The sequence below is a fragment of the Alcanivorax sp. DG881 genome (assembly GCF_000155615.1).
Classification (GTDB): Bacteria; Pseudomonadota; Gammaproteobacteria; order Pseudomonadales; family Alcanivoracaceae; genus Alcanivorax.
In genome coordinates, this window is the sequence record NZ_DS989915.1 from 3,026,717 (window position 1) to 3,053,542 (window position 26,826).

Annotated in this window: 25 protein-coding genes; 15 read left to right on the top strand and 10 right to left on the bottom strand. The window is 59.7% G+C overall.

Features of this window, described 5'->3' with window-relative positions:
• Positions 1-85: 85 nt before the first annotated feature.
• The 4 genes from ssb (at position 86) to gspD (ending at position 4,451) form a co-directional block, all read left to right on the top strand.
• Positions 86-601, top strand: coding sequence for a single-stranded DNA-binding protein (gene ssb, locus ADG881_RS13715; protein ID WP_007150577.1), 516 nt, complete (start codon positions 86-88; stop codon positions 599-601).
• Positions 602-627: 26 nt separating this feature from the next.
• Positions 628-1,356: a type II secretion system protein N gene (gene gspN / locus ADG881_RS13720; protein WP_007150684.1), complete on the top strand. Its 729-nt coding sequence runs from the start codon at positions 628-630 to the stop codon at positions 1,354-1,356.
• 96 nt (positions 1,357-1,452) lie between these two features.
• Positions 1,453-2,316, top strand: a complete 864-nt coding sequence (locus ADG881_RS13725; protein ID WP_007150017.1) for a type II secretion system protein N — start codon at positions 1,453-1,455, stop codon at positions 2,314-2,316.
• A gap of 50 nt (positions 2,317-2,366) precedes the next feature.
• A complete protein-coding gene (gene gspD, locus ADG881_RS13730; RefSeq protein ID WP_007151300.1) occupies positions 2,367-4,451 on the top strand; it encodes a type II secretion system secretin GspD in 2,085 nt (694 codons plus the stop codon).
• Positions 4,452-4,646: 195 nt separating this feature from the next.
• On the opposite strand, the gene ADG881_RS13735 is transcribed toward gspD, so the two are convergent.
• Both ADG881_RS13735 and ADG881_RS13740 read right to left on the bottom strand, forming a co-directional pair.
• Positions 4,647-5,666, bottom strand: a complete 1,020-nt coding sequence (locus ADG881_RS13735; protein ID WP_007151375.1) for a hypothetical protein — start codon at positions 5,664-5,666, stop codon at positions 4,647-4,649.
• On the bottom strand, positions 5,650-7,149 hold the full coding sequence (locus tag ADG881_RS13740; RefSeq protein ID WP_007149226.1) for an adenylate/guanylate cyclase domain-containing protein: 1,500 nt from the start codon (positions 7,147-7,149) through the stop codon (positions 5,650-5,652). The genes ADG881_RS13735 and ADG881_RS13740 overlap by 17 nt, the downstream gene beginning before the upstream one ends.
• A 216-nt stretch (positions 7,150-7,365) precedes the next feature.
• Here ADG881_RS13740 and ADG881_RS13745 point away from each other — a divergent pair, with 216 nt between their 5' ends.
• Together ADG881_RS13745 and ADG881_RS13750 are read left to right on the top strand one after the other, a co-directional pair.
• Entirely contained in the window at positions 7,366-8,334 is a 969-nt protein-coding gene (locus tag ADG881_RS13745) for an alpha/beta fold hydrolase (RefSeq protein WP_039926814.1), read from the top strand.
• Positions 8,324-8,815 (top strand): nucleoside triphosphate pyrophosphohydrolase family protein, encoded by a 492-nt coding sequence (locus ADG881_RS13750; protein ID WP_039926817.1) that lies wholly within the window; start codon positions 8,324-8,326, stop codon positions 8,813-8,815. The genes ADG881_RS13745 and ADG881_RS13750 overlap by 11 nt, the downstream gene beginning before the upstream one ends.
• 96 nt (positions 8,816-8,911) lie before the next feature.
• Here ADG881_RS13750 and ADG881_RS13755 read toward each other — a convergent pair whose 3' ends face one another.
• Entirely contained in the window at positions 8,912-9,889 is a 978-nt protein-coding gene (locus tag ADG881_RS13755) for a hypothetical protein (RefSeq protein ID WP_007148795.1), read from the bottom strand.
• A 271-nt stretch (positions 9,890-10,160) separates the two neighbouring features.
• On the opposite strand from ADG881_RS13755, the gene ADG881_RS17610 reads away from it, so the two are divergent.
• On the top strand, positions 10,161-10,358 hold the full coding sequence (locus ADG881_RS17610; RefSeq protein ID WP_039926818.1) for a hypothetical protein: 198 nt from the start codon (positions 10,161-10,163) through the stop codon (positions 10,356-10,358).
• Between the two features lie 11 nt (positions 10,359-10,369).
• Here the strand turns inward: ADG881_RS17610 and ADG881_RS13765 are convergent, their stop codons facing one another.
• Positions 10,370-12,328, bottom strand: a complete 1,959-nt coding sequence (locus ADG881_RS13765; protein ID WP_156790424.1) for a GMC family oxidoreductase — start codon at positions 12,326-12,328, stop codon at positions 10,370-10,372.
• A gap of 267 nt (positions 12,329-12,595) precedes the next feature.
• Positions 12,596-14,602: an SDR family oxidoreductase gene (locus tag ADG881_RS13770; RefSeq protein WP_039926827.1), complete on the bottom strand. Its 2,007-nt coding sequence runs from the start codon at positions 14,600-14,602 to the stop codon at positions 12,596-12,598.
• 234 nt (positions 14,603-14,836) lie between these two features.
• Between ADG881_RS13770 and ADG881_RS13775 the strand changes: the two genes are divergently transcribed.
• From ADG881_RS13775 to ADG881_RS13800, 6 genes are all read left to right on the top strand, one after another.
• Positions 14,837-15,469 carry a TetR family transcriptional regulator gene (locus ADG881_RS13775; protein ID WP_007151503.1) on the top strand — a complete coding sequence of 211 codons (633 nt, stop codon included), beginning with the start codon at positions 14,837-14,839 and terminating at the stop codon, positions 15,467-15,469.
• A 115-nt stretch (positions 15,470-15,584) separates the two neighbouring features.
• Positions 15,585-15,914 (top strand): hypothetical protein, encoded by a 330-nt coding sequence (locus tag ADG881_RS13780; protein ID WP_007150910.1) that lies wholly within the window; start codon positions 15,585-15,587, stop codon positions 15,912-15,914.
• 68 nt (positions 15,915-15,982) lie between these two features.
• On the top strand, positions 15,983-16,666 hold the full coding sequence (locus ADG881_RS13785) for a nitroreductase (protein WP_007151480.1): 684 nt from the start codon (positions 15,983-15,985) through the stop codon (positions 16,664-16,666).
• 90 nt (positions 16,667-16,756) lie between these two features.
• Positions 16,757-17,119 (top strand): putative quinol monooxygenase, encoded by a 363-nt coding sequence (locus ADG881_RS13790; protein WP_007150411.1) that lies wholly within the window; start codon positions 16,757-16,759, stop codon positions 17,117-17,119.
• A gap of 186 nt (positions 17,120-17,305) precedes the next feature.
• The gene (locus ADG881_RS13795; RefSeq protein WP_007148627.1) at positions 17,306-18,235 is read left to right on the top strand and encodes a MoxR family ATPase; all 930 of its coding nucleotides are present in this window, start codon (positions 17,306-17,308) and stop codon (positions 18,233-18,235) included.
• Positions 18,235-19,596, top strand: coding sequence for a VWA domain-containing protein (locus ADG881_RS13800; RefSeq protein ID WP_007151286.1), 1,362 nt, complete (start codon positions 18,235-18,237; stop codon positions 19,594-19,596). The genes ADG881_RS13795 and ADG881_RS13800 overlap by 1 nt, the downstream gene beginning before the upstream one ends.
• Before the next feature lie 26 nt (positions 19,597-19,622).
• Here the strand turns inward: ADG881_RS13800 and ADG881_RS13805 are convergent, their stop codons facing one another.
• Positions 19,623-22,049, bottom strand: coding sequence for a hybrid sensor histidine kinase/response regulator (locus tag ADG881_RS13805; RefSeq protein WP_050760168.1), 2,427 nt, complete (start codon positions 22,047-22,049; stop codon positions 19,623-19,625).
• Between the two features lie 136 nt (positions 22,050-22,185).
• Between ADG881_RS13805 and ADG881_RS13810 the strand changes: the two genes are divergently transcribed.
• Positions 22,186-22,737: a porin family protein gene (locus ADG881_RS13810; RefSeq protein WP_007150559.1), complete on the top strand. Its 552-nt coding sequence runs from the start codon at positions 22,186-22,188 to the stop codon at positions 22,735-22,737.
• 85 nt (positions 22,738-22,822) lie between these two features.
• On the opposite strand, the gene ADG881_RS13815 is transcribed toward ADG881_RS13810, so the two are convergent.
• Both ADG881_RS13815 and ADG881_RS13820 read right to left on the bottom strand, forming a co-directional pair.
• The gene (locus ADG881_RS13815) at positions 22,823-24,157 is read right to left on the bottom strand and encodes an AarF/ABC1/UbiB kinase family protein (protein WP_007149835.1); all 1,335 of its coding nucleotides are present in this window, start codon (positions 24,155-24,157) and stop codon (positions 22,823-22,825) included.
• 210 nt (positions 24,158-24,367) lie between these two features.
• The gene (locus ADG881_RS13820) at positions 24,368-24,796 is read right to left on the bottom strand and encodes a phasin family protein (RefSeq protein WP_039926830.1); all 429 of its coding nucleotides are present in this window, start codon (positions 24,794-24,796) and stop codon (positions 24,368-24,370) included.
• A 256-nt stretch (positions 24,797-25,052) separates the two neighbouring features.
• On the opposite strand from ADG881_RS13820, the gene ADG881_RS13825 reads away from it, so the two are divergent.
• Positions 25,053-25,433: a hypothetical protein gene (locus ADG881_RS13825; RefSeq protein ID WP_007148508.1), complete on the top strand. Its 381-nt coding sequence runs from the start codon at positions 25,053-25,055 to the stop codon at positions 25,431-25,433.
• A gap of 38 nt (positions 25,434-25,471) precedes the next feature.
• On the opposite strand, the gene ADG881_RS13830 is transcribed toward ADG881_RS13825, so the two are convergent.
• Together ADG881_RS13830 and ADG881_RS13835 are read right to left on the bottom strand one after the other, a co-directional pair.
• On the bottom strand, positions 25,472-25,666 hold the full coding sequence (locus tag ADG881_RS13830; protein ID WP_007149915.1) for a hypothetical protein: 195 nt from the start codon (positions 25,664-25,666) through the stop codon (positions 25,472-25,474).
• 195 nt (positions 25,667-25,861) lie between these two features.
• A complete protein-coding gene (locus ADG881_RS13835) occupies positions 25,862-26,698 on the bottom strand; it encodes an NAD(P)-dependent oxidoreductase (protein ID WP_007149169.1) in 837 nt (278 codons plus the stop codon).
• Positions 26,699-26,826 lie beyond the last annotated feature (128 nt).

The window sequence follows — 26,826 nt, forward strand, 5'->3', positions numbered from 1 at the left end:
TGGACAGCTTGATTGAGTTTGTCGTCCAGCGGCGATGACGAGAAGATAGACAGTAGTCAGACCATAAGAAGTCACGGAGAGAAACATGGCGCGCGGCGTTAACAAGGTAATTTTGATTGGTAACCTGGGGGCGGACCCGGAAACCCGCTTTATGCCCAGCGGTGGCGCTGTCACGAATGTGCGGCTGGCCACCAGTGAAAGCTGGAAAGACCGTCAGAGCGGCCAGATGCAGGAACGCACCGAATGGCACCGGGTGGTGTTTTTCAACAAGCTGGGCGAGATTGCTGGCGAGTACCTGAAAAAAGGCTCCAAGGTGTACATCGAAGGCTCTATCCGTACCCGCAAGTGGCAGGGGCAGGACGGCCAGGATCGTTACACCACCGAAATCGTGGCCAACGAGATGCAGATGCTGGATGGGCGCGGTGACGGCGGCGGCCAGGGCGGCGGATATACCCAGTCTTCCCCGGCTCAGGGCAATCAGGGTGGCTACGGCAATGATAGCCAGTCCGGAGGCGGCCAGCCGGCGCAGAACCAGAATAGCAACCAGGGTGGCGGTTTCAGCGGCCCGGCGGATGACTTCGACGACGACATCCCGTTCTGATCGGTAGACAGGAAACCGGCTCCGTTATGCCACGAAAAATAACACTGGCGCTGCTTTTCAGCGTCAGCCTGCTACTGTTCCTGCTGCTGCTGATGCCAGCAGCTGTATTGGTGGAGCGCGTCCCGGCCCTGCGGCCTGGCGGTGCACCGCTGGTCATCACTAACCCCCAGGGGCTCTGGTGGGACGGGCAGGCAAACTGGCAGTGGCAGCGCCGCCAGGGAGCAGTGCAGTGGGCGCTGGACTGGCACGGGCTGGTGCCAGGCCTGGCACTGAAGACCCGCAGTGATGATGACGCCGCGCGCCTGTCCGGCTGGCTGGGTGCAGATTGGGGTGACTGGCAATTGCAGCAGACCCGGCTGTCGTTGCCGGTGGCGCTGGTGGCTGACCATATTCCCCAGGGCAGTGCAGACGGGCGTGTGGACGCGACCCTGATGCAGATTACCTTTGGTGATGGCAAGATCAAGGCATTGCAGGGCACGCTGCAGTACGGCGGCGGCACGGTCACCTGGGGCCGCAATGGCTCCGCAACGGTACCGGTGCTGCAGGGTCGTTTGAGCATGGAAAATACGCAGCCGACCTTGCAAGTGGTGGGGCCGGAGAGTGAGTCGCTGGTGGATGCCCGACTGGCAGATGGGCGCTTCGACCTGGAAGTGCGGCGTGCCTGGCCCATGCTGTTGGGTGTGAGCCAGGGAGGCAATCCGGAGGATGTGGTATTTCAGATGTCGCAACCTTTTGCCTTGCCGGGTGGTCAGTAACACTATATTGCAATAATAAGCCGTAGAATCCGGTAGGTTGTAGCCTCTGCCATATCGGTAATCGGCAATAACGATAAAGGAAGTCGCAGGACAGTTATGTCGCAACTGGCGAGTTGGGGAAAGCAGCAGCAATGGGGCGCACCGCTTCGGTGGGTGATCGCTGTATTGCTGGTGGTCGTGCTGGCCTATGTGCTGGCGCAGACCGTATGGCTATTGTGGTATGGCCCCAGTGAGCCCGTGCCGGCGAATACCCGGACGCGCCTGGAGGTCTCCTCTTCTGGCGATGCCCCGACCCTCTCCCAGGCCCAGATCGATAACTGGCAACTGTTCGGTAACTATGAGCCCGTGGCCAGCACCGGCGATGACAAGCCCACCGACGCCCCCGATACCCGCCTGCGCCTGGAGCTGCTGGGGGTCTTCCAGAATGCCGATACCAAGCGCGCTACGGCGATTATTGCCGAGAAAGGCAAAGAGGGGGAGTTGTACCATATCGGTGACAGCATTCCCGGTAACGCCAAACTGGAAGAAGTGTACCCCGACCGGGTGATCCTGCGCCGGGCGGGTCGACTGGAAACGCTGCGCTGGAGCGACAATGCCCTGGGCGGTGTGACTGAAGTGTCGCGTGAGCCCGCGCCGCGCCCGGCACCCACGGTGCCTGCCGGCAATGAGGGCGGGGCGGCCGATCTGGCTCGCCAGCGTACCACTATTATTGGCCAGCTGGGGCTGGAGCCTGTCACCGAGGGTGGCAGCGCCGGTTACCGGTTGGGCAAGCGTGCTCCAAAGCAATTGCTTGCGCAGGTTGGCCTGCAAAGCGATGACGTAATTCTCTCGGTTAACGGACACCCGCTGGGAACAGAAAGCAACGACATGGCGGCTCTGCGTTCGTATCAGGACACCCAGCAGGCATCCATTGTGGTGCAACGGGGTGACCAGCAATTTACCGTGAACTATCCGCCTTAGTGAGTGGTTTTATGACGCCTTTTTTCAGAACGTCTCTATCAAGAATAATAATGCTGCTGGCGTTGTCGGTTGCCATGGCGACCACAGCCCATGCGCGGACAACGAACGAAGTGCAGGCCAGTGATGACGGCAAGAGCTGGACGGTGAATATCCGCAATGCGGATATTCAGGCGTTTATCAGCCAGGTGGCCGACATGACCGGCAAGAACTTCGTGGTCGACCCCCGGGTCCGGGCCAGGGACGTGACGGTGGTGTCCACCAAGTCGCTTACCTCCAGTGAAGTCTATGAGCTGTTCCTGTCCGTGCTTCAGGTGCACGGCTATGCGGCGGTGCCGGCCGGCGACATTATCAAGATTGTGCCCAACACCACGGCCAAACAGAGCAATCTGCCGCTGGTGGGCAAGAATGCAGCCGGTGGAGAAGAGTTGGTGACCCGGGTGATTCCGGTGGAAAACTCGCCGGTGGAAGAGTTGGTGCCAGTACTGCGCCCGTTGGTGCCCCAGTACGGCCATCTGGCGGCGGTGGGGTCTGCCAATGCGTTGATCATCAGTGATCACATGGACAACATCCGTCGCATGGAAGCGATTATTGCCAGCTTGGATAGTGCGGAATCCGAAGACGTTCAGGTGATCAAGCTCAAGTATGCCTTCGCGGGTGACATGGTGAAGATGCTGGAAAGCCTGACGCCACAGACGGGCGGTCGTCGCGGTAAAACCCCTGAAGGTGGGGTGACCGTGGTGGCAGATGAGCGGACCAATCGGCTGATTATCAAAGGGGATCGAGTTACCCGTCAGCGGATGGTGCAGATGATCCGCAGCCTGGACACCGAAGAAACGGATAATGGCGGTGTGCAAGTCATCCGTCTTAGCCATGGCGATGCCAAGACCCTGGCCGAATTGCTCAAGAATTTTGCTGATGGCGCATCGGTGACCAAGGCGGGCGGCGATAGCAAGACCGCCACAGCCGCATCATCCAATAACAGTAAGGTGTCCATTCAGGCAGACGAATCCCTGAACGCGCTGGTGATCCGCGCCGAACCGAGCATGATGCGTGAGCTACAGTCGGTGATCAGCCAGCTGGATGTGCGCCGTGCGCAGATCCTGATTGAGGCGGCGATTGTAGAAATCTCCGGCGAGCAGGGTAAGAACCTGGGCTTTCAGTACGTGGGCGGCAGCAATGAAAGTGGCGTCGGCGCAGTGAATTTTGGTGGCGGTGGGCTGAGCATCAATTCCATCGTCCAGGCCCTGGCCACTGATGATCCTTCTGGCCTGAGCCTGGGCGATGGTATTACCGCCGGGCTGGGTGAAACCGATTCCAACGGCGACTTGAAGTGGGGCGCCCTGGTTCAGGCACTTTCCACTTCGTCAGATGTGAACCTGCTGTCCACGCCGAGCATTCTGACCCTGGATAACGAAGAAGCCTCAATTGTTGTCGGTGAAAATGTGCCGTTCGTGACCGGGCAAAGCACCAACACGGGTTCCGGGGTATCCAATCCGTTCACCACCATTCAGCGTGAAGACGTGGGTCTGACCCTCAAAGTCACCCCGCATGTGGCGGGCTTGTCCACCATTCGTCTGGAGCTGGAGCAGGAAAACTCTGCGGTGAAGGACTCCGCCGGTGATGCCGTGGATATCGTTACCACGACCCGCAAGTTGCAAAGTACGGTGCTGGCGGATGATGCTGAGACCATCGCCCTGGGCGGCCTGATCAAGGATGATATTCGCGTTACGGTGCGAAAGGTGCCATTGCTGGGCGATATCCCGTTTCTGGGTTTCTTGTTTCGCTCGACCAGCAAGGACCGGGTGAAAAGTAATCTTATGGTCTTCCTGAAACCGACGATTCTGGCCAACAATGATCGTCTGGTAAAAATGAGTCGCGAGAAGTACATGGGCCTCACCGCCCTGCAGTTCCGTCTTAATGATGATGGCGAGCTGGAGCAGGTGGAGAAGAACCCGATCCCGCAGACTCTGGATCATATTTTTGAAGGGCGTACACCGGTACCGCAGGACTTCCGTGATGCCTACTTCAATGAGCAGGATGCGCCGATTCCGGCCACCAAAAAAGACATCGAGGACAAGCAGCCCAGGAAGGTTCCAGGGGTTGATCGTCAGGCGGAGGGGGATTCCGACCTGTAGTAGGTCTTCCTTCGTTCGAGTTAAAAAAACGCGCTTCGGCGCGTTTTTTTATGTTCATCGCGGGTGAAATGAGCAAGCCGGTGACCGCCGGCTGACCGGGTTGTGATGGGGCCTTTCGTGCTTTGCTGAGGATTCAGAGCAGAGAGGTGTTATTCGCTCCCCCGGAGGGAATAACACTCAGAGGGCAGAGCCTTATCAGGATTGCTGAAGGCTGCGCAGGTTGGTCAGTACACGCTGACTGCGTTCCAGTTTCTTGTTGAGTTCTTCGTTGTCCGGGTACAGCGGTGCGACCTGTTTCCAGATTCGGTAAGCCTCGCGGTACTGGCCGCGGGCATAGAGGGCTTCCCCGGTGTTCATCTCTTCCGCGAACCGGCGGCGGCACCATTGCTCCAGCCGTTTGCGATGGCTGGCCAGGGCCGGGTTGCCCGGGTGTCGGTTCAGGAAGGCGCGGGCGGCGAGCAGCGATTGCAGCTGGCCGTTGCGCTGGTAACGACTCATCCGTTGTTCCGCTTCGGTTTGCAGGGCCAGGTTGCGCTTGGCGCGAGCGCGCTGTTCTTCATTGTTCAGCACTTGCTGGGCCTGGGCCAGTACCGGGGACGGTTTGGTCTGGGGGGCCAGCTGATGGGCGGAGCGCAGCAGGTCGCGGGCCAGCATCCACTGTTCCCGTTCACCGAAATATTCGCCCAGCGTGGTCAGGTCCTGGATCAGCTGCTGGCGTTCCTCAGCCAGGGTCTGGCGCTCCTGCTTGGCGTCGGCCGCGTGGAAGTTGGCCAGTTGCTGTTCCAGTCTGTCGTTGGCCAGCATGGCAGTAGCCTGGGCCTGGCGCCTCTCTGCCAGTAGCTGGTTCAGCTGGCGCTCTTCCAGAGTCGTCAGGGCGGCGCTCAATTCATCCATGGCCGCCGGGTTCAACACCTTGTCGCGGTTATCGTCCAGCAGCCTGAAGGCGTCCTCCCACTGCTGTTTCCTGCCCAGTTCCTGTGCCTGCTGAATGATGTGCTGGCGGTATGCCTTGCTGGCCTGGCGGATACCGGGGTATTGCTCCTGCAGGGCCGGGTATTCCGGGTGCCTGGGTTTGGTCTGTTCAATAATGGCCGCCGCCCGGGCGTAGTCGTGCTGTTCCAGCGCGGCGCTGATATCGCTTTCCGGGTGGGGGTTGCCGAAGGTCGTGCAGCCAGCCAGCACCGTGACCAGGGTCAGGCTACTCGCCTTGTACACGTTGATGCTCCGTATTCAGTTTTGCCAGAAACTGGGCAATACGTTGTTCCATCAGGGTTTCGGACAAGGCGTGAACGCCGTCGATGCGATAGGTGCCCACGGGGTTTTCTTTGCCGCGAATCCGCATGGCCCCGGATTCTGTGGCGCGAACCCGTGAGGCGATGTTGGGGTTGGACAGGAGGGGCGCGGCGGCAATGATCTCGTTGCCGCCTGCCATGTTCGACAGCCGTGAAGCCAAATTGACCGCGTCGCCGACCACGGTGTATTGCATGCGGTCGCGTGAGCCCAGGTTGCCGGCCAGCATGTCGCCGGAATTGATGCCGATGCGGAACGCCACGGTGGTTTCTCCACGGGCGTTGCGGTATTCGTTGAGCCGTTCCACCAGCCGCTGGATCATCACCGCACAACACAATCCGTGAAACAGATGCTCGTCATCTTTCTCTGGCACGCCGAAGACAATCATGGCGCAATCGCCCATGTATTTGTCGATGGTGCCTCGGTAAAAGCTGGTGGCGGTGGTGATAGCATCAAAGTAGACGTTGAGCATGTCGGCGATGGCATCCGGCGCCAGGTTTTCGGACAGCCGGGTGAAGCCGACGATATCCGCGAAGACCACGGTGGCGGAAACGTCACGGCCTCCCAGCTGTACCTGATCCAGGTCGGCCATCATGTTGCGGGCCACGGAGGGGCTGACGAAGCGTTGCAGTACCCGTTCCACCTGGTCTTTCTCCAGCATGCCGTGGGCCATGGTGTTGTAGGCCTCGATCAGGCCGCCGATTTCATCGTTACGGCGGTCCTGAATGCGGTAGTTCAAGTCGCCTTTGCGCATGGCACTGGTGGCGGCCAGCAGATCATGAATGGGCTGGGCGAGCCGGCGGCTGATCAGGAAGGCAACGATAATGGCAATCACGCTCATGATCAGAGTGGCAGTCACCATGGTGTCCTGCACGGCCTGGCGGGCCGCCATGATCGGGCGGTCAGACAGGGAGATGGCAGTGTGCCCGGCCACTGCATCGCTGATCTTGATGGGGGCGTAGTAGGTGGTGACCGGTTCGTCTTCCAGGCTCCAGCGCTTTACCTGCTCGTGCAGCGGGCTGGCGGCCAGCGGCAGAATACCGGCCTTGTCGATCAGGTTTCCGTCCCGGCCGAACAGGGCGGCGCCGCGAACACTGTCGCTGCGGCTCAGGTTGTTGAGCTGCACTTTGAGAAAGAAGGTGTCGTCAGCGAGCAGGGGTTCGCGGGCGGTGTTGGCCAGCTGCTGGGCGATGGCGGTGCCAAAGCTGTCGGCCTGGTCGCGCATGCGGCTGAGCTGATTATTGAGCAGCAGGGTACCGAGGATGGTCATGCCGCAGAGAATCAGCAAAGAGATGGACAGCCCCAGTTTCCAGGCCACCGGGAAATACGCAGGCACATAGGGGGCCAGCCACTCGCCGAGGCGGGTGCGTGGGGGGCTGGATTGTTCAGGTCCCTTTGGCGTGTTCACGTTTCATCCCTGGTGTTGCTGTGGGGGTGGATCCCCGTGTTTCTGTCAGCAAGCAGGTTCGCGCAGGCCGGAATCCGTGGGCTCCGGTCTGTGCTTGTCAGCGGCAGTTCTTGCTGTCAAATTCGAGCCTATGTTATGCCAACAATAGCATTTTCGTCGTGCCGGGTAAGTAGCCGTCTGACTGTTTGTTGCCCGGCCCTGAATTAGGATATGAGTATGGCGTTTACGCGAGAGCGGCAGGTCCCCGCGAATGGGCTGGATTTCTTTGTGGCGGAGGCCGGTGAAGCTGGCGCCCCGCTGGTACTGTGCCTGCATGGGTTCCCCGAATGCTGGGCGTCCTGGCGGTACCAATTACCGGTGTTGGCCCAGTCCGGTTATTACGCGGTGGCTCCGGATCTGCGGGGGTATGGCTTTACCGGTGGCCCCAAAGAGGTGGATGCCTACCGGCAGAGTTTGCTGGTCGAGGATGTGATGGCGCTGATTCAGGCGCTGGGGTATGAAAGCGCTATCTTGATGGGGCATGACTGGGGATGCGGTCTGGCCTGGCAGGTCGCACGGCAATATCCGCAAGCTATCAAAGCCGTGATTGGTATGTCGGTGCCCTATGGTGGGCCGGCTCCGGAGCCGCCCACCGCCGCCATGCGCAAACTGTTTGAAGACCGTTTTTTCTACATGCTCTACTTCCAGCAGCCGGCCTTGCCGGAGCAGGAGCTGGAAGCTGATGTGGCGCATAGCTTGCGATGCATCTTCCATGGCTTGTCGGCGGATGGCATTGCAGATTTCAATGTGAAGCCGGATGACACCGGTTTCCTTCAATCCATGCCGGTGCCGGAGACCCAGCCGCGCTGGATGCGCGAGGAGGATCTGGCTTATTACGTGGAACGTTTTGAGCACAGTGGCTTTACCGGGCCAATCAACTGGTACCGTGCCATGGATGCGTCCTGGCAAGAAAGCCGTGACGACAGCAACTGGCAGATCACCATGCCGACCTTGTTTATCGGTGGTTTGCAGGACCCGGTCATCATGTTTGGCCAGAAAGCGCTGCAGCGCATGCCGGATTATATTCCGGACCTGCGTACCGTGATGCTGGATCAGTGCGGTCACTGGATCCAGATGGAGCAGGCGGCCGAAGTGAACCGGGAAATCCTGGCGTTCCTGGAGGAGATTCAGGTCGATGGGGAATAGCGTCAGCAATTTTGACAAGGTGGGAGCGTTCCATCGGGCCTTTTCCTTGCCAGTGGAACCGACACCGATGGTGCCAGACGATGCCACCGTGCGTCTGCGGCTGGCCCTGTTACTGGAGGAGTTTCACGAGCTGGCCGAAGCGACCTGCCAGGAGGCCAACGATAGTCAGCAGGCGTTTCTCGCCACGCTGGCCCAGGCCCGCGAGCAGCTGGAAACGCTGGGTGGTTTTCGGGTGGATCTGGTGGAGGTGGCGGATGCGCTCACCGATATCAACTATGTCACCTACGGCGCCGGGCACACCTTTGGTATCGACCTGAATGCCTGCTGCGAAGAAGTGCATCGCAGCAACATGAGCAAGCTGGGCGCCGATGGCAAGCCGGTGAAGGACGCGCGGGGCAAGGTGCTAAAGGGCCCGGATTATTCGCCGCCATCCCTGGAGAGGGTGCTGGCGGCGCAGGGAGGTAGCATCAGCGGCGAATAACGAGTTGCGAGAAGCGAGTTTCCAGAGGCAAAACCCTTTCGGGGTTTGGGCTGTTAATGTTTTCGCTACTCGCAACTCGCCCCTCGAAACTCGTCCCTATACCTGCAGCTCCACCTCCGCCGGCAACTGGTCAGTGAGAATTTCGAACGCGCCGCCGTGGGCGCTGTGCAATACCCGCTCCGGTTTGCCCCGTCGCGACAGGGTGGTGGTGACCTGGGCCAGTTTGCTGTTCAGGCAGATCTTGTTGCCGCCGGGCGGATTGTAGTAGGTGAGAGCGGCCACCCGGTCTGCCACGGTGGCCATGCTGATGCTCAACCGGGCATCGCCGTTACCGGTTTGCAGGGTCCACTGGAAGGGGCGGTAGCCGGCGTTGGCCCGCAGCGCCCGGGGCAGACTGTTGAACAGCAGGGTTTCCCCGTCCAGCCGCAGGGCGGCAATGGACAATGGCGGGCTGTACAGGGGGCCCACTTTCACCTGGGCGGTGGCGCATTCCAGAAAGGCGTCCGGCGCATTGTCGAAGCCCACCACCTGGCCCCAGGCATAACGGTCGGTATGCTGGCTCCCCCAGTTATGGTTCTCGCTGCCGGGCCACCGGTCCAGCACCAGGGGCTCGCCGTTCAGGGTCAGGGTGCCACTGAGACGAATATGGGGGCGGCTGACCAGGGATTTGGCCTTGGGCAGGGAGCGTTGGTAAAAGTTCTCCGGTAGAAACAGCAATGGCGCCTCGCCGTCATCGTAGTGCAGATCCCAGCTCAGTTGGTCGTTGCCCCGGGTCAGCTGGCCCTGCAGGGCGCCGGGTTGCAGGTGGTTGCCACCGGCACTCACCTGCATCTGTGTGGTGCTGAAGTGGCACTGCTCCAGAGGAAACTCTTCCTTGAATGCATGGGTCTGCTGCCGGGCGCCGTCACTCCATACCGCCCACACTTCACCCAGGGCCGGGCGCTGATCACGGGCGCGGAACAGGGTGTAGCGAATCCAGATTGCCTGGGGTTTGTGCGGGTGATTGGCACGCACAAACCAGGACTCGTAGTGACCGCCTTTGGCCGGTGCCTGCAGGCCGTAGTAAGGAATCATGAAGGGCTCCCTGGTCTGGATCATCCGCGGGACGAACCGACGCCATGATCTTGCTGGTAAGCCTGTTGTTCGTCCACCAGGCGCAGGGCGGTGAAGGGAAAGGCCAGCATGCTTTCCCGGTAGGCCACTTCCGCCTGGCCGATGGCTGCCGGGTTCGGTAGACCGTCATCGGGCAGGTAATCAGCGAGGCCAGCAGGCCGTTACGCCCGTATTGTTTCTTGCCCTCCACGCGTAGCTGGCCCAGCTCCGGGTGGCTGAAGGTCAGCCAGTAATGGGGACCGTTCAGGTGGATGGTCAGTTCTCCTTCGCAGGGAAAGTCTTGTCCGTCCAGATTGACGGTGCCGCGAAAGTAACGGGGGGCACTGATGCTGAAGATGCGAGTGGTAAAGGCGCGGATCTGGAAGGCAAAGGGTTGCTGGCGGCCCTGACTGTCCAGTTGCAGCCAGCCGCTCATGCGTTCCTTGAGTAACAGGCCCAGGGTCATGCGCATTCTCCTTGTGGTCGTGTGTGGGTGGAATCCATATCGTCGAGCAGTTCCCGGGCCAGGGTGTCGGCGGCCCGGCTGGCCATGGCCATGATGGTGACCTGGGGATTGGCGCCCAGGCTGGTGGGCACGCTGGCGCCATCCATGACATACAGCCCCGGATGACCGAATACCCGATGATGGCTGTCGCAGACGCCCTCATGAGGGGAGGCGGCAATACGGGCGGTGCCCAGCGGATGATAGGCGCTGATCAGGAAGTCCGTGGGTTTCAGTGGCGAGCGCAGAAAGCGTTCCAGTTCGGTGCGGTTGTGGATTCGCGCAATGCGGTTGAGGCCGGGGATCAGCACTTGTTTGGCGCCGGCATCCAGATACCAGCAGGCCAGGGTGTGAATGCCGCGTTTGAACAACGCAAAGTCCTGCCGGTTCAGGTGGTAGCGGATCAGCGGTAACCCCCGATGTGGCCCCCGGCGTACCCGCCCTTCGCTGGTATCGCGGATCATGAAGCCGAAGTAGGCGGTGTGCGGATAGTCTTCGGTGAAACGCACCCAGTCCCGCCCGACCAGGGGATTGAGCAGGCTGTGCCCGGCCAGCGGAATGGTGCCGCCCTCGAACATCAGGCCCTGTTCTTCCCAGTCCGATACCCCGTAGCCCTGGGGAATGCTGCGACCGTTGCCCAGGTCCTGTTGCGCAAAGAGAGCATTGACTACCCCTGCCGGGTGCAGGGTCAGATGGCGACCCAGATGACGATTGCGCACGCCTTGTTGCTGCAGGAACAGGGGCGTGAACAAGCTGCCCATGGCAACAATGGTGCGCTGGCTGGTGAGTCGCAGGGTTACCGGGCGCCCGGCGGCATTGGTGCCGCGGGCGGTGACGCCGGTAATGCGGTTGCCGTGGCGGTGCAGTCGTTCGGCGCGGAAACCGCTGAACAGAAAGGCGCCCCGTTCCAGGGCCCGAGGGATGTAGCTGACGTTGGTGGATTGCTTGGCGTCCGTGGGGCAGCCGAACTGGCAGAGCCCCTGGCCGTCACAGCCCGTTGCATTGCGCATCAGTGGCTGGCGTTGCAAAAAACCGTTGGCAGCAGCGCCCTGGTCGATGATGTGGCCAATGGGGCCGACGGTCTCCGGCGTCGCTTGCTGTACACAGAGCATGCGTTCCACGCCCTCGAACCAGGGGGCCAGATTCTGTTCGGTGAAATCATGCAGCCCCTGCTCCCGCCAGCGTGCCAGTACCGACGGCGGCGTGCGCATGCAGGTGCCGGAATTGATGGTGGTGGTGCCGCCCACATTGCAGCCCACCGGCACCGGAATGATGGCGTTGCCGGTGGCCACGGTCGCCCCCCAGCTGCGGTAGAGCTTGGGGATCACCTCGGTGAGTTTGCCGTTGAAGTGGCTGCGGTCGTAGTACTGGCCTTCCTCGATGATCACCACGGCCAGGCCACGGCAGGCCAGTTCGTAGGCCGCTGCGGCACCGCCGGCACCGCTGCCCAGGATCACTACATCCGCTTCCAGTGTCAGGTCTTCTTCACAGTCCCGGGCGGCGGTGATCTGCTGTTGCCAGCGGAAGGTTTCGATCTGGGCGGGCAGCTGCACCGGTTCCCGGCAACCGGTGGCCTGCTCTACCTGATCATCCAGCACATAGGCGGCCTTGAAGGGCAGGGCCAGCAGGCGCAGCAGTTTGCCGGACACCGTCGTGGTGGCCAGTTTGTCGAGAAAGCGGGCCTGGCGGGCCGGGCTGGCTCGATGGAAGGCGTAGCCCCGCACCAATCGGTGGCGGTTGTCCAGCCACAGCAAGCCGGTTTTCAGGCTGCGTTGCAGGGCCGGGTGGCCGGTCAGTTGCGCATCCATCTTGCCGAGCAGGGCGTCGGTATCTGCCGCCGGTAACGTCTTCCCGGCCGGGAACAGGGCGCGGCACAGGGCGATGGCGGTGGGGTGTTGGCGTAGTGTGAGTTGTCCCATGGCTTCAGTGTAGTCAGCACGGAAATGCGTGCTTGTCTTCGCTGACAGGGATTGATTGTGGCTACGGACAAAAACCTTGATGTCGATCAAGGCGGGAGAGGCGGTGAGGAGAGAGGATAGCCGTGGGATTTGATCCCGCTGCGTATGCTTCCGGTTGTCTCCGGAAACAATTAGGCCCCGGAAACGGGGCCTTTTTTTTGTTTGCGTCTGCCGGCTTCACACGACATGCCCTTGATGCATGGTGCGTGTCGCGTGAAGCGTCTCCCTTTACCAATGGATCCCTTTGAACAACCGCGAGAAAGCGGCCTGTTCGCGGCGGATCTTCTTCGGCGTGCCTTCCTTGCCTCCCAGGGCGGCAGAGGAATCCGAGAACAGCTTGTAGCCCGTATTCATGATGGTCTCGGTGACCCGGGGGGTGATGAAGTGCATCACCTGCCCCATGACGCCCAGGTTGGTGGCGATGCGTTTTGGCTGGCGCACAATGGCGTCGCAGATCATGTCCGCTGCCTGGGTGGGGCTGATGGTCGGCACGTGGTTGTAGATCTTGGTGGGCGCGATCATCGGTGTGCGCACCAGCGGCATGTTGATAGTGGTAAAGCGGATTCCCTCGTGGGCCAGCTCGCTGGAAGCGCAGCGGGTGAAAGCATCCAGTGCCGCTTTGGATGCCACATAGGCGGAAAAGCGGGGCGCATTGGTGAGCACGCCAATGCTGGAAATGTTGATCACATGGCCGCTGCCATTCTCGATCATGCTGGGCATCAACTGCATGATCAGTCGCAGGGCGCCGAAGTAATTGAGCTGCATGGTGCGTTCGTAATCGTGGAAACGGTCAAACGCATGGACCACGGAACGGCGAATGGAGCGCCCGGCGTTGTTCACCAGAATATCCACATGGCCATGATCGGCGAGGACCTGCTGGATTAAATTGTCCACGTCGGTCAGATCGGAGACATCACAGCTGTAGGCCTGTGCGGTACCGCCCAGCTGGTCAATCTCATGCAGGGTTTCTTCCAGTTTTTCGGCGGTACGGGCGATCACCAGGACGGTGGCGCCGGCGCGAGCCAGCTTCAGCGCGCTGGCCTTGCCGATACCGGAGGTGGCACCGGTGACCATGACGACCTTGCCTTCCACCCGTTCGGGCAGGGTGGGTAGCGGTTGCAGTTCATCCTTGCGCTCGCCGCGGTCCGGGTCCAGATGGTTTTCCCAGAAATCCCACAGTTGCTGGATATAGCTTTCCAGCCCCGGTGCCGCGATGCCGGTGCCTTCCAGGGCCGCTTTGGCGCGGCTGTTGTCATACTCGGTGGGGAAGGTGAGGAACTTCATGGCCGAGGGCGGGATGTCCAGGTTGTCCAGTGCGGCATTGAGCAGCAGGTTGGGGGTCAGGGCGCTGACGCCCTTGCGCACGAAACCGGGGACCACATCGAACAGGCGGTTTTCCAGCTTCAAGGCCATGCGCGGCGCCTGGGCGGCGCCGGCGACGATGTCCATGATCTCCCCAAGGCTGTAGCTGCGGTCCGCAGTGAGGTGGAAGCATTGGCCGTCGTGGTCAGGCTGGTGAGCAATGTGGTCCAGGGCGTCCGCCACGAAATCCACCGGCACCACGTTGAAGTGCCCGCCTTCCACGCCGATCAGGGGGATCCAGTTGGGCAGCACGTCTTTCAGTTTCTGGATGAATTTGAACAGGTAATAGGGGCCGTCCACCTTGTCCATGGCGCCGGTTTCGGAGTGACCGACGACCATGGCCGGGCGGTAGATGCGCCAGGGGATTTTGCTTTCCTGGCGTACCAGTGCTTCGGATTCGTGCTTGGTCAGCAGGTAGGCGTCATCCAGCCCGGTGGCTTCCTCGAACATGTCTTCGGTAAAGGTGCCGTCGTAAAGGCCGGCGGCCGCGATGGAGGAGACATGATGAAAACGGCCGGCTTGAATTTTTTCAGCCAGTTTCAGCGTTTGCCGCGTGCCTTCGATGTTGGTGTAGCGCTGGGTGTTTTCATCGGCGGTCAGGTCATAAATGGCGGCCAGATGGAAAAAGTGATCGATCTGTCCGTTCAGATCATCCTGGTCACGCTTGCTCACGCCCAGCAGTTTTTCGTTGATGTCGCCATGAATGGCGACCAGCCGGTCGGCATCCACACCAAGCCGATTGCGCAGGGCATCCAGCTTGTACTCGGAGCCGCAGCGGACCAGGGCAAAAACGCGGGTATCGTCGCGTTTCAGCAGACGGCCAACCAGAAAACGGCCGATAAACCCGGTGGCACCGGTAACGAAATAGTTCATTGCTTTCCCCTTGTGCTTCCTTGCTGCCTGCTCGGGCAGGCAGGTTATGTTGTAGCGCTGTCTGATCATGCGCCGTGATCAGGCCGTGTGCCAAATCTTCGGCCTTACATCTGTAAGGTGAATTCTCTTCCAGCTAACAAGTGTTTGTCAAAGATTGTTTTGTAACCGCCGTGCTGTTGCGCAGGTGCTGCCGTTTATGGGAATATTTAACTAACATTCGTTAGTGATACTGTTATGGCTGAAACAGCGCGGCAGCGCCAGAAACGGCAAACCCGGGAGCGGATTCTGGAATCCGCCCGAAATTTGATGGCGGGCGGGCGGGGCCTGGACAGCCTGGGGCTGCGTGAAGTGGCCCGGGAATCCAGTCTGGCTGCCACCTCCCTGTATAACCATTTTCCGGATATGGAAGCGCTGGGGCTGGCGCTGATCGACTCCTGCTGTTTTCGGCTGCGCTCTGCCATGGAATACGAGCGGCGCAGCATGATCGAGATCGGTGCGGCCCAGGCAGTGCAGGAGCTGGTCGGACGGTTTTCCCGTTACATTGCGGAGAACGGCAATGATTTTCGCCTGCTGGTGCAGCAGCGTCTGGGCAGCCATGATCGCTACCGGTTGAGAATTCAGCGCGAATTACAGTTGCTGGTGGACGAGCTGGCCGAAGACGTGCGCCAGGCGGTGGCCAGCCAGGGGCGTGCCCAGGTGCCAGCGGAACAGGAAGCGCAAGCGGCCATCGCGATCATGTTCGGCGCCGGCATTTCCATGCTCGACAGCAGCCCTGCTGCGCGCCGTGTGCTGGCCGATCATGCCTGCCTGCAGCTGGAAATGATGGCATTGGGCGGCAGGCAGATGGCCGTAGGTAATCGGCTATGAAATGGCGGTTTGTGACGTGATTCGTGGGTTTATGCCGCAAAATGCACTAAAAAGGGTCGCGAACTCAGCAACGTTAATACCGCAACGTTGCCGCCGATTGCCACAGGAGGTGGCGATGTCTTTCGATCCCAAGGACCCATACGACGCCGCTGCGCTGTATGACATGTGGCTCAATTGCAGCCGTTGTCCTGCCACCTTTGATTTTGAACCCGGTGGTGAGGTGAATCTGGATTATTACCACCGCATCGGTCAGCAGGCCCGGCTTGATAAGTGGGCGGTGCTGCCGGCCCGCAATCACGGTGATGAACTGGTGTTCAACGTGCTTTGCCCTGACTGTGCCCGGCGCTTTGGGGTAGATGGCTGCGACGGCCGCATGGAATTGGCGGCACCGGTGATCGACCAGATCTGCCAGGCCATGCGTGACGCGTCCGAACAAGCGGCCTGATCGCTACGGTCATCGTGTCTGTCCTCTTGCCCCGGTAGACTCGGAGCGAGTTTTGACAGGAGCCCCTGATGACCGCCCACGATATTTCCCTGGCTGATGCCATGATCCAGCGCCGCTCGGTACGCGGCTTTACCGACAAGCCGGTGCCCAAAGAGGTGTTGGACGCGGTATTCTCACTCGCCCAGCGCTCTCCCTCCAACTGCAATATCCAGCCCTGGAAAGTGTGGGTGGCGTCCGGTGCCGTGCGCGATGCGCTGCGCGAGCGCATGGTGGAGAAGGTGACCCAGGGCGTCCCTTTTGCTCCGGATTACGACAGCCTGCCCCGGTTCGAGGGGGTGTACCGCGAGCGCCAGGTGGATTGCGCCATGGCGCTGTACGGCAGCATGGGCATTGCCCGCGAAGACCGCCCTGGTCGCCAGCGTGCAGAGCTGCGTAATTTCGAGTTGTTTGATGCACCCCATGTGGCGTTTATCGGCATGGAGCGGGATTTCGGTGTCACCGTGGGCCTGGATGTGGGCATGTATGTACAGTCATTGCTGCTGTCCATGAGTGCCTATGGGTTGGGCGCCTGCGCCCAGGGCAGCATGCGTTATTATCCCGACGATGTGCGGGAAATGCTGGGAATTCCGTCCAGCACGGCCATCGTGTTGGGGATCAGCTTTGGGTACGAGGACCCGGATGTCGCGGCGAACAAGGCCCGCGTGGATCGGGTGCCTGTCTCCGATTCAGTGCAGTTTTGCGATAGCGTGTAGCCGCCGGGTCCACGCGCTGAAGGCAGGGAGGGCCGGCAGTCGCAGCGCGATTGTGCTACAATGCTCGTTTTCCCAGCGTAGTGACCCTCAATGATCATAGTGAAAGGCTCCTTCCCCGTGAAAGAAGACGAACAGCCCCATGCGTTGGAGCTGGTGCAGGCGCTTGCCAGTGCGTCGCGGGGGGAGCGAGGGTGTCTGGCCTACGAGGTCTATCTGCAGGCGGATGCGCCCAGGGTAATCATGGTGTGGCAGCAGTGGTCGAACCTGGATGCGCTGGAAATCCATTTTGGCTCTGAACATGTGGACGCCTTTCTCGATGCCATTCCCGACATGATCGATGGCGATGTCACCTCGGCTCGCTTTGATGTGTCCAGCATGGATGGCGATCCCATTGTCGAGGATGTCAGCGAGATCGCCCCTGTGGTGCTGGCGGATAACATCATTCTGCATTGATGCCCCGGACGAGCCGTTCCGTGCCCGTCTATTGATTCTTCTTCGCTGATTTTTGCCATGCCGCCGTTTCCGGTCGGTGTTGTGTCGTGGTTGGCCAGTGTCTCCCGTCGTGCTCTGCGTTACTCTGTCTGGCTCAGGCAAGGTCCGGCTTTCGCTGTGCCTTGGCAAGGTTGTGCAGGAGTGCCCATGAAAACCCGTATCGACTCTGTCGAAGACATTATTCGCAGCTTCTCCGAGCAGGGCTACATTTGCAGCGAGCGTATTGCGCTGGCGGTGTACCTGGCGGCGCAGTTACACAAGCCGGTGCTGGTGGAAGGCCCGCCGGGAGTGGGCAAAACCGAGCTGGCAAAAGCGGCCGCCGCCTTTCTGGAGGCGCCGCTGATCCGCTTGCAGTGCTATGAAGGGCTGGATGAAAGCCGGGCGCTATACGAATGGAAGTACGGCAAGCAGTTGCTGTATACGCAACTGCTGCGCGACAAGCTCGGTGGCATGCTGGCCGATACGGATAGCCTGGAAGCCAGCATGGATCGCCTGGGCGACCTGGGTGAGGCTTTCTACAGTGAAACTTTCCTGGAGCCGCGCCCCCTGTTGCATGCGCTACGCAGTGAGGAACCTGCGGTACTGTTGATCGATGAGATCGACAAGGCTGACCAGGAGTTCGAGGCGTTTCTGCTGGAGTTATTGTCGGATTTCCAGATTTCCATTCCCGAGTTGGGCACCGTCAAGGCGCGCCATCAGCCTCTGGTGTTGTTGACCAGTAACGACCAGCGTGAGTTGTCCGATGCGCTCAAGCGCCGCTGTTTGCACCTGTATATTCCCTATCCCGAAGCCGAGCTGGAAGTACAGATCGTGGCGGCGCGAGTGCCGGATCTGGATGCCCGATTGCGTGAGCAGTTGGTGGCGTTTATCCAGTACCTGCGCGAGCAGGACATGAAAAAATTGCCGGCCATTTCCGAAACCCTGGACTGGGCCCGGGCTCTGGTGTTGTTGCATGCGGATTCGCTGGAGCAGGAGCAGGTAGCGGATACGCTCAATCTGGTTTTGAAGACCGAGCAGGACGTGACTTTGGCGCGGGAATTGTTGCCTGCCTGGTTGCGCAAACTGGGCAAACGCTGATGCCGGTCCGTCGCCTTTCAGAATTTGTGCAGGCGCTGCGGGGGGCGGGCTTGCGGATATCGCCGGATGAGGCCACCCAAGGCATGGATGCGGCGGCGCTGGTGGGCTATCAAGGGCGGCAACGTTTCCATGATGCGTTGGCGATGACGCTGGTGAAGCGCGAAGACGATCGCCCTGCGTTTGAGGAAACCTTCGCGCGTTTCTTTGCGGTGACGTCCGGCGTGGCGTCGGCCGCACCGCAAGACAGCGCCATGCCGGCTCCTGTAGGGGATGCGGGCGAGGGGGATGAGGGGCTGGCGGGGGACGGCGTAGAGAGCGATGCTGCCGATCTGACGACACAAACCCCTGCCGAGCTGGACCAGCGGCTGGCCGAGGCCGCGGCACAAATGGATTTTACCCAGATGGAGGTGATTACCCAGCAGGGCCTGTACACCCGTCGTTTGCTGATGAACATGGGCATGGGCGCGGTGGATGATCGCATTCTGCAGCTGGACCAGGGCGATGCGCCCGGCCAGGCGCGGGCAGAGATGTTGCGCCAGTGGCGGCGAGAGGTGCGCGAACAGGCTGCCGGCCATGTGCGTCGCCAGTTTCTGCTGCACGGTGCCGGCAAGGGCCGGGCGTTGCGGGAACAGACCATGCGTGCTGTGCCGTTCCGCCATTTGCGTGAATTCCAGGAAGTGAAAACCCTGGTGCGTCGCATGGCTCGGCGCCTGGCCAGCCTCCACCAGCGGCGCATGAAAAAAAGTCGTCGCGGCATGCTGGATGCCCGGCGGACCCTGGTGGCCAGTATTCGTCACGACGGGGTTCCCGCCCGATTGCACTGGCGCCAGCGGCCCGTGCAGAAAAGCCGGGTGATGGTGATTTGTGATGTTTCCAGTTCGGTGAGTGATGCCGCCCGTTTCCTGCTCCAGTTTCTCTACGCCATGAACGATGTGCTGCCACGGGTGCGCAGCTTTGCGTTCGCATCGCGGTTTGATGAAATCAGCGAGGATTTTCAGCGCTACAGTCCTGACGTGGCGGTGGGGCGGGTGCTGGATCGGCTTTCCGGTAGTGGTACCGATTACGGCGAAATGTTTGCGGATTTCTGGCGCCGTTGCGAGCGGGAGCTGGATAGCCACACCACGGTTATCATTCTCGGCGATGCCCGCAACAACTATCTCCCGGAAGGCGCGGAGGTGTTGCAGCAGATTCGTCGGCGGGTAAAGCAGGTCTGGTGGCTGAACCCGGAAGCCCGCTCTCGCTGGAACAGTGGCGATGCGGTGATGGATCGTTATCTGCCCCATTGCCGGCTGGCCCGCCAGTGCGCCTCGCTGGATAATCTTGAGCGAATTGTGGATTCGTTGCTCAAGGGACTGAACTAGGCGTTATCCAGGGATTAGTCCGGGGATTAGCCGTTATGGTTTTTTGGCGGTCGTGTTCCGCCGTCACGGAGGATTTGCCGCAAGGTGGTTTGCAGGCGTGCCAGGTTAACCGGTTTGGCCAGATGCCCGATCATGCCCGCATCGTGACAGGCATGGATCTTGTCCGGTATGGCGTGGGCTGTGAGGGCAATAATGGGCACCCAGGGCAGGCGGCCTTCCTGTTGCAGCTTGATCACTGCCCGCGAGGTTTCAAAGCCGTCCATGTCCGGCATTTCGCAATCCATTAGTACCAGGTCGAAGGGCTGTTCTGCGGACATCAAGACGGCGATCGCTTCCAGCCCGCTCTCCGCCACTTCTGTCTCGTAGCCCAGTTTTTGGCACAGCCCTTCGGCCACCATCAGGTTGATGTGGTTGTCGTCCACAATCAGCAGGCGGCCGCCGGACAGGCCTGGCAGGCTGTCTGCGACGGGTTCCGAGGTAAAGGTATCGGCGCGTTCCGTGGATGGAATGGGGAGCCGGAACCAGAAGCGCGAGCCCTGTTTGGGCTGGCTGTCCACACCGATTTCTCCTCCCATGATTTCTACCAGTTGCCGGCAAATGGCAAGCCCGAGGCCGGTGCCGCCGTAACGCCGGCTGGTGGAACTGTCGCCTTGTTGGAAGTGATCGAAGAGTCGGCGTTGTTGTTCCTCGGAAATACCGATACCGCTGTCATGCACTTCAAAAAAGGCGTAATCCGCGTTGTCCGGGTCCCGTTGCACCCGCACGGTGATAGTGCCGTTGTCGGTGAATTTCACCGCGTTGCTGATCAGGTTTACCAGAATTTGTCGTAGCCGCACCGGGTCGCCAAGGCAGCGTTCACCCACGTGAGGAGCAATCTCCAGGGTCAGGGTGTTGGAGTGAACGTGGGCCTTGTGCTGGAACAGGGCCAGGGATTCATTGATCAGGTTGAACAGGTTGAAGCTGGTTTGCTCGATGGGCATTTTGCCCGCTTCGATGCGGGAATAATCGAGAATGTCGTTGATCAGGTTCAGCAGGCTGTTACCGGACTGTTCAATCACGTTCAGGTTGTGGCGTTGCTCATCATCCAGGGGGGTGCCCTTGAGCATGTCCACGGTGCCGATAATGCCGTTTAGCGGCGTGCGAATTTCGTGGCTCATGACGGCCAGAAATTCGCTGCGCGCACTGAGTGCAGCGTTCAGCTCGCCGGTGCGTTCGGTGACGCGTTGCTCCAGTACTTCGTTGGCTTCGCGCTGAATGCGGGCATTCTCGCTTTTCAGTACGGTCATGCGATGTGCCAGCGCAAACGATAACAGCAGTGCTTCTGTAAAGGTGCCCAGCTGCATGATGTTTTCCAGTATCCAGCCGCCATCGATAAGCTGAAAGGTTTTCAAAATATAGGCCATGGTGGCCAGTGCCACGGCGGTAAATGCCAACAGAAAATAGCGGGCGGGGCTGTAGCCCTGCCGGATCAACCAGATAGACAGGGCGATGGCGATAAGCGGCCAGGGCAGGATAACGGCAGTGCTGGCCTGGATGAAAAAATGAAAATTTATCAGCGTCAGCGGTGCAAATAGCGCCAATACGCTGGCGGTGGCCACCAGCCAGCGATTGATGGCGGGGGCGCGCTTTTTCAGCTCCAGAAACTGGCAAGTAAACAGAATGGAAAATGCCAGCGTGAGCAGGTTCAGGATTGGTAATGAGTAATGGTTCCAAAGCGTGGCCTGGGGCCAGAGCCACTGATAGCTCAGCCCTTCGCGGGTGAACAGGTTCAGGGTGAACGTGCCCAGATAGAGAACATAAAGCAGGTAACTGCGGTCCCGGATGGAGACAAATATCAGCAGGTTGAACAGAAAGATGGCCACCATGGCGCCGAAATACAGCCCATGAAAAATGGACACCTGGGTGTCTTGCTGATTGAAGGCGATGGGCGACATCAGCGAGATCGGCAGCTCAATGACATTGTCGCCCTGGGCACGCAGCAGCAGATAACGTTGCGCATTCACCGGCAGATCAAGGGTGGAGACCAGGTGATTGTGGGCAAAGGTGCGGGTGTCGAAGGGAACGCGATCGCCAAGGCGGTTGTGCCACAGCCGTGTGCCTTGCCGGTCGAACAGGTAGAGGTCGAGATAGTCCAGGTGGGGGCGTCCCAGTCGGACAAACCACAAGGCCTGTTGGCTCTGGTTGTCGATCGGTACCAGGAACCACTGCAATCCTTCACGAAAGCCCAGTGAAGGGTACTTGTCGTGAATTTCTTCGCCTTCGCCATCGATAAAGGCCTGCAAAGCCATTTTCGGGCTATAGGCGTGCTGGCTATCGGCGAGCCATTGCATGCCCAGAGACGCCTGGTAGCTGTCCTGGTTATTGGTGAGGGTCAAGCTGTGGGCTGACGTGGCCAGCACGAGCAGCAAAAGGCTGGCAATTCCCTGCCTGAAGATGACGAATCCCTGTGTCATTCCCGATCCTGTTATCACTGTTATGTGGATACGGAGTTGGTGTTACTGATTCATTTTACAGAATTTACCGTAGTCACTGGAACTGTGCGACAAACAACGTCTCGAAATGGGTGACTTAACGGAAAAGGAGTCCTGTATGAAAGTCATTATGCGTAATGCACTGGTATTGTCCTGTTCACTGATTGCTGCCCCGGGTGCGTTTGCGGCCGGTCCCTACATTGGCGGTAACTACAGTCAGATCCAGTACGACAATGAAGAATTCGATACGGACACCCTGAAAATCGACTCGGCCACGGTTAATGCCGGGTTTGAGTTTACCGATTTTCTGGCGCTGGAAGCGCGTGGTGGCCTGGGGTTTGATGAAGATTCTCAGGGTATCGCGGACTTCGAAATGGACCACCTGTACGGGGGTTACGTGAAGCTCGGCGCGCCCATTGGCGAAACAATCCGCCCGTATGTCATCGGCGGTTATACCAAGGTGAAAGGCAAGGTATCGGCCAATGGCACGGTAGCCGGTGTGGACTACTCCTACAGCGATACCGAAACGTTTGAAGACGAGTCTTATGGTGCCGGCCTGGATTTCAATATCACCGATACCGTTGGCGCCAACCTTGAATACATGCGCTATGTGGATACCGATGAAGAGGAGATTTCGGGTATCAGCGTGGGGCTGCGTTCCGCGTTCTGATTGCGGTAGCCAACACAAGGACACCAAAAAGCCCCTCCCAGTGAGGGGTTTTTTGGTGGTGGCAGAGGCTGCCTGTTGGCGTGCTTCAGTCTCCGGGGGCTGCTGCGTTGATCGCTTTTTCCAGGTTGGGGCGAAATGCGGTGTTCACGCCGAGTTTCATCATGGTCCAGTAATGCCCGCTGATGACCCGTTCGACCAGCAGGCTGCGCGAGGAGGGCTGGAATTTGAGCATCTGCTCCAGTGGAGTGCGCTTCACCTGACGCATGATGTCGGTATGCAGCTGTGAATCTCCGAAATCGTAGGGCTCGTCATCAAAGGCGCGCAGTAACAGCTCGATCCAGACCGCATAAAAATCATCGCTGACCCGGGTATCTTTTTTGCGGGCACCCAGCTCCAGCAGCAGGGTGTCCAGAGCCCCCCATTCCTTGTTGATGGCGGTGCGCACCAGGCGTTTCAGCAATTCGGCATCCTGCTCTGGCAGGCGCTTTACCGCGCCAAAGTCGTAGATCACGATGGTGCCATCCGGGCGGAAGGCAAAGTTGCCAGGGTGAGGGTCGCAATGGACCGCACGTAACTGAAAGATTTGCTGGCCGATGGCATCGAAGAGTCGCTCACCCAGCTGGTTACGGGTGCTCTGGTCGAAGCCGTGCGCATCGTCCACCTGGTCCAGTGCGGTGCCGGTTTCGTAACTCAGTGTCAGCACCTTCTCGCTGGAGAGGGTCGGGAAAACCCGGGGGATGACCAGCCAGGGCTGATCCTGGTGGAAGACCTGAAAATGCTCCAGGTTGTTGGCTTCCTGCCGGTAATCCAGTTCCTCATGGAGCTGATTGCGAATTTCCCTGAATACCGCATCCAGTGCCGCTTCATCCACTTTCAGCAAACTGCCCAGGCGCAGAATGCGGCGCAGGTGCTTCATGTCCGAGTCGATGGATTCCTTGACTGCCGGGTATTGCACTTTTACCACCACCTCGGCGCCGTCCGGGGTCAGCGCGTAGTGCACCTGGCCAATGGAGGCCGCGGCAAAGGGTTGTTCATCGAACCGGGTGAATAATTCGTTGAGCGGCGCGCCGAGTTCACGCTCCAGTTGCCGTCGTATCACATGGAACGGCATGGGGGCGGAAGCATTCTGGAGGACTTTCAGTTGATCGCTGATTTCGGCAGGCAGGATGTCCTGCATCTGGGAGGCAATCTGGCCGACTTTCATGACCGCGCCTTTCATCTCACCAAGCGTTGCTGCCACTTCCTTGCCGATGTGTTGCAGCAGCTTTTCCCGGTCCGCCGCTTTGGACTGGTCCGACTGAAAAAGTCCTTTGACTTGGTGGCCCGCCACCCGGGTTGCGATAGAGGTGGTCATGCCGGTGAGGCGGAACAAGCGGCCAGTAGCGGTAGTGGGGCGTTTTCGGCGACGGTCGTCGGCCATGGGTAAAACCTCGCGGGTTTTCTTGTTATGTCTACAGTTGCATCAAGGCTAGCGCCATGGGAGGCGTGTGCACAAGGTGAAATGGTGACAGAAGGGGCGGGTGGCGCCTGTGAGAGGGAAGGCAAAGAAAAGGGGCCCAAATCGGGGCCCCAAAAGGAGAGTAAGCAGAATTAAAACAACACGGTTTACAGCATTAACGGTAAAACAGAATCAGGAGCGTTTTTCGCCGGTGGAAACCAGTTCGTTGAACAGTTTCTCGCCTTCTTCGCGAGCCGTGGCAACAGCGCCCAGGCCGGCCAGCAGGTATTCATTGGTTTCTTCTGCTTTCTCGCCGCGCTCTTTCTTGCCGGCTTCCAGCAGTTTCTCGTACAGGGCCTGACGCTTTTCCGGAGCGCTGTCGAGCAGTTCGCGGGCGGCAACCAGGGCGCCACGGCTTGCCAGCAGGGCTTTGGGCTTGCTTTCGGCATCGTCGCCAAAGGCTTTGGAGCCGTTCTCGACGTATTTGTTGAGCAGCTCTTCGGAGCCTTCTTCGGCCTTTTCATAGGCGCCCAAGCCTGCCAGGTAGAGCTTGTTGCCCAGTTCCTTGGCACGGTTTACCAGAGATTCGCTTTGTTCGCGGAGATCTTTCAGTTCGCCCATTTCGATCATTCCTTAACGTTGTCCGGTGAAAAAGAAAAAATTTCGCTGCAACGTTTGTCGCGCTGCGTGGACAAAGAGTAAGGATTCTTTCGGGTAGAGCAGCGAGGAAGTGTCTAACAATTGGACACGGGAAAAGTGACGGTGAAGTTCCAAGGTGTGATATCCATCAAAGTCAGTACGCCAAACCGACCATGGTCGGGATTTCGTCTCATGCGTACACTGGCAAAAAAGACTGTACCGGCTTAGAGAGAGCGACATGATTGAAAAGTTTATCGCCAAGGTGCCCTCCCGAATCTGGGCGGATGGCCGCCCGGCCCGTGCCCGCCAATGGGAGGCCGAGTTCAATGTGGCGTCCTGGGTGCGTATCGCTGGTTCACCGGGCAAGGTGCAGCTGCTGGTGCGCTATATCGATAACAAGAATGACAAGGCGGTGTTGGTGGATACGGCCGATGTGGGCGGCGAGGGCAGTGCCCTGTTGTCAGGGTCCATTCGGTTGAAGTTGAGTGCCGAGGTGGAGCAGGTGCAGATTTCCCTGCGTCTGGCGGACCCCGCCATGACCCATGTGGTGGAGGAGCTGTTCATGCAGCGACGCGGTGCGGCACTGAAGTCTTCCGACAAGTTGATTTCCAACTACTGATTCTGCTTTCCGTACAGTCGGTTGCCTGAATGCTTGTGTCAGCCTTGTCGGCTGACGCGTTGCGGTGCGGCCGGCCGCCTGTCCGTGTCTTCGCTGTCCTGCGCACGCACTGTGGCGTCGCCGTTGTCGATCAGCGATTCCGGCCAGCTCTGAAAATCCAGCCCGGTGAGCCGGTTCAGGTTCTTCAGGGCCGTTTCGGGGCGGTGTTTGTGTAAGGTCAGTATCTTGCTCATGGCACTGTTCCCTGTGGTTTGGGATCAATAAAGCGAGAACTGTGCCAGTCGAGGGTTGCTACTTTTCTCTTTTCATAACAAAGACTTAAAAATTTGCTATGAAAAAGGGTACAGGGTGGCCGGCGGGGTGCGGCAGCAAGTGACAATTTTGGTAACCCCTGCCGCGAGCCCGCCCTGTGCGGTTGCCTGGTCTGCTTAGTCCAGGAAAAAGTCCGGTAGCAGCTGGTTGTCTTCCAGTGCCGGGTCGACCCGATACGGGCCGAAATCCGTCGTGCCGGTTTCTCTCAGAATCTCTTCATCAATGAAAAACTGCCCGGAGGCGCTGGCCATGGGGCGAGACAGGATGGCGTGGGCGGCATCGGCCATGATGGAGGGCTGGCGCGCTGCCTGCACCGCCGGTACGCCGCCGAGCTGATTCTGCACAGCGGCGGTGTTGATCACGGTTTTCGGCCACAGCGCATTCACAGCGACTTTCCCCCGGTATTCATCGGCCATCCCCAGTACGCACAGGCTCATGCCGTATTTGGCCATGGTGTAGGCCACATGGCGGCCAAACCAGTGTGGAGTCATGTTCAGTGGCGGGGACAGGTTGAGAATGTGGGGGTTCTCCGCCTTGCGCAGGTGTGGCAGGCACAGCTTGCTGGCGAGGAAGGTGCCGCGGCTGTTGATTTGATGCATCAGGTCATAGGACTTCATGCTGGTGGCTTCGGTGCCGGTGAGGGCAATGGCGCTGGCATTGTTGACCAGGATATCAATGCCGCCAAAGGTGGAAACCGCCTTGTCCACGGCAGCCTGGAGCTGGTCTTCGTGTCGAATGTCTCCCACGCAGATCAACGGTGTGCCGCCGGCCTCGCGAATCTCGTCAGCGGCGGTATACAGGGTGCCGGGTAGTTTCGGGTGGGGTTCGGTGGTTTTGGCGAACAGGACGATGTTGGCGCCGTCGCGGGCGGCACGCACCCCGATAGCCTTGCCAATGCCGCGGCTGGCGCCAGTGATGAACAGGGTTTTCCCTTTTAGTGACGGTGTACTCATGCTGCTCTCCCGAGCTTTATGCAGATTAAAGAGGAAACCTACCAAGCGCTTGGTTTGTTGGCAAGTAAACGAGAGTTACTTGTCTCTGCAGCGCGGTGACGCTATGGTGGCCTATTCGGTCATTTGGG

What these genes read in the sequence shown, in the direction of transcription:
- ssb (WP_007150577.1), top strand. Translation starts at nt 86, where the DNA reads ATGGCGCGCGGCGTTAACAAGGTAATTTTGATTGGTAACCTGGGGGCG.
- gspN (WP_007150684.1), top strand. Translation starts at nt 628, where the DNA reads ATGCCACGAAAAATAACACTGGCGCTGCTTTTCAGCGTCAGCCTGCTA.
- ADG881_RS13725 (WP_007150017.1), top strand. Translation starts at nt 1,453, where the DNA reads ATGTCGCAACTGGCGAGTTGGGGAAAGCAGCAGCAATGGGGCGCACCG.
- gspD (WP_007151300.1), top strand. Translation starts at nt 2,367, where the DNA reads ATGCTGCTGGCGTTGTCGGTTGCCATGGCGACCACAGCCCATGCGCGG.
- ADG881_RS13745 (WP_039926814.1), top strand. Translation starts at nt 7,366, where the DNA reads ATGGCGTTTACGCGAGAGCGGCAGGTCCCCGCGAATGGGCTGGATTTC.
- ADG881_RS13750 (WP_039926817.1), top strand. Translation starts at nt 8,324, where the DNA reads ATGGGGAATAGCGTCAGCAATTTTGACAAGGTGGGAGCGTTCCATCGG.
- ADG881_RS13755 (WP_007148795.1), bottom strand. Translation starts at nt 9,889, where the DNA reads ATGATTCCTTACTACGGCCTGCAGGCACCGGCCAAAGGCGGTCACTAC.
- ADG881_RS17610 (WP_039926818.1), top strand. Translation starts at nt 10,161, where the DNA reads ATGGGGACCGTTCAGGTGGATGGTCAGTTCTCCTTCGCAGGGAAAGTC.
- ADG881_RS13765 (WP_156790424.1), bottom strand. Translation starts at nt 12,328, where the DNA reads ATGGGACAACTCACACTACGCCAACACCCCACCGCCATCGCCCTGTGC.
- ADG881_RS13770 (WP_039926827.1), bottom strand. Translation starts at nt 14,602, where the DNA reads ATGAACTATTTCGTTACCGGTGCCACCGGGTTTATCGGCCGTTTTCTG.
- ADG881_RS13775 (WP_007151503.1), top strand. Translation starts at nt 14,837, where the DNA reads ATGGCTGAAACAGCGCGGCAGCGCCAGAAACGGCAAACCCGGGAGCGG.
- ADG881_RS13780 (WP_007150910.1), top strand. Translation starts at nt 15,585, where the DNA reads ATGTCTTTCGATCCCAAGGACCCATACGACGCCGCTGCGCTGTATGAC.
- ADG881_RS13785 (WP_007151480.1), top strand. Translation starts at nt 15,983, where the DNA reads ATGACCGCCCACGATATTTCCCTGGCTGATGCCATGATCCAGCGCCGC.
- ADG881_RS13790 (WP_007150411.1), top strand. Translation starts at nt 16,757, where the DNA reads ATGATCATAGTGAAAGGCTCCTTCCCCGTGAAAGAAGACGAACAGCCC.
- ADG881_RS13795 (WP_007148627.1), top strand. Translation starts at nt 17,306, where the DNA reads ATGAAAACCCGTATCGACTCTGTCGAAGACATTATTCGCAGCTTCTCC.
- ADG881_RS13800 (WP_007151286.1), top strand. Translation starts at nt 18,235, where the DNA reads ATGCCGGTCCGTCGCCTTTCAGAATTTGTGCAGGCGCTGCGGGGGGCG.
- ADG881_RS13805 (WP_050760168.1), bottom strand. Translation starts at nt 22,049, where the DNA reads ATGACACAGGGATTCGTCATCTTCAGGCAGGGAATTGCCAGCCTTTTG.
- ADG881_RS13810 (WP_007150559.1), top strand. Translation starts at nt 22,186, where the DNA reads ATGAAAGTCATTATGCGTAATGCACTGGTATTGTCCTGTTCACTGATT.
- ADG881_RS13815 (WP_007149835.1), bottom strand. Translation starts at nt 24,157, where the DNA reads ATGGCCGACGACCGTCGCCGAAAACGCCCCACTACCGCTACTGGCCGC.
- ADG881_RS13820 (WP_039926830.1), bottom strand. Translation starts at nt 24,796, where the DNA reads ATGGGCGAACTGAAAGATCTCCGCGAACAAAGCGAATCTCTGGTAAAC.
- ADG881_RS13825 (WP_007148508.1), top strand. Translation starts at nt 25,053, where the DNA reads ATGATTGAAAAGTTTATCGCCAAGGTGCCCTCCCGAATCTGGGCGGAT.
- ADG881_RS13830 (WP_007149915.1), bottom strand. Translation starts at nt 25,666, where the DNA reads ATGAGCAAGATACTGACCTTACACAAACACCGCCCCGAAACGGCCCTG.
- ADG881_RS13835 (WP_007149169.1), bottom strand. Translation starts at nt 26,698, where the DNA reads ATGAGTACACCGTCACTAAAAGGGAAAACCCTGTTCATCACTGGCGCC.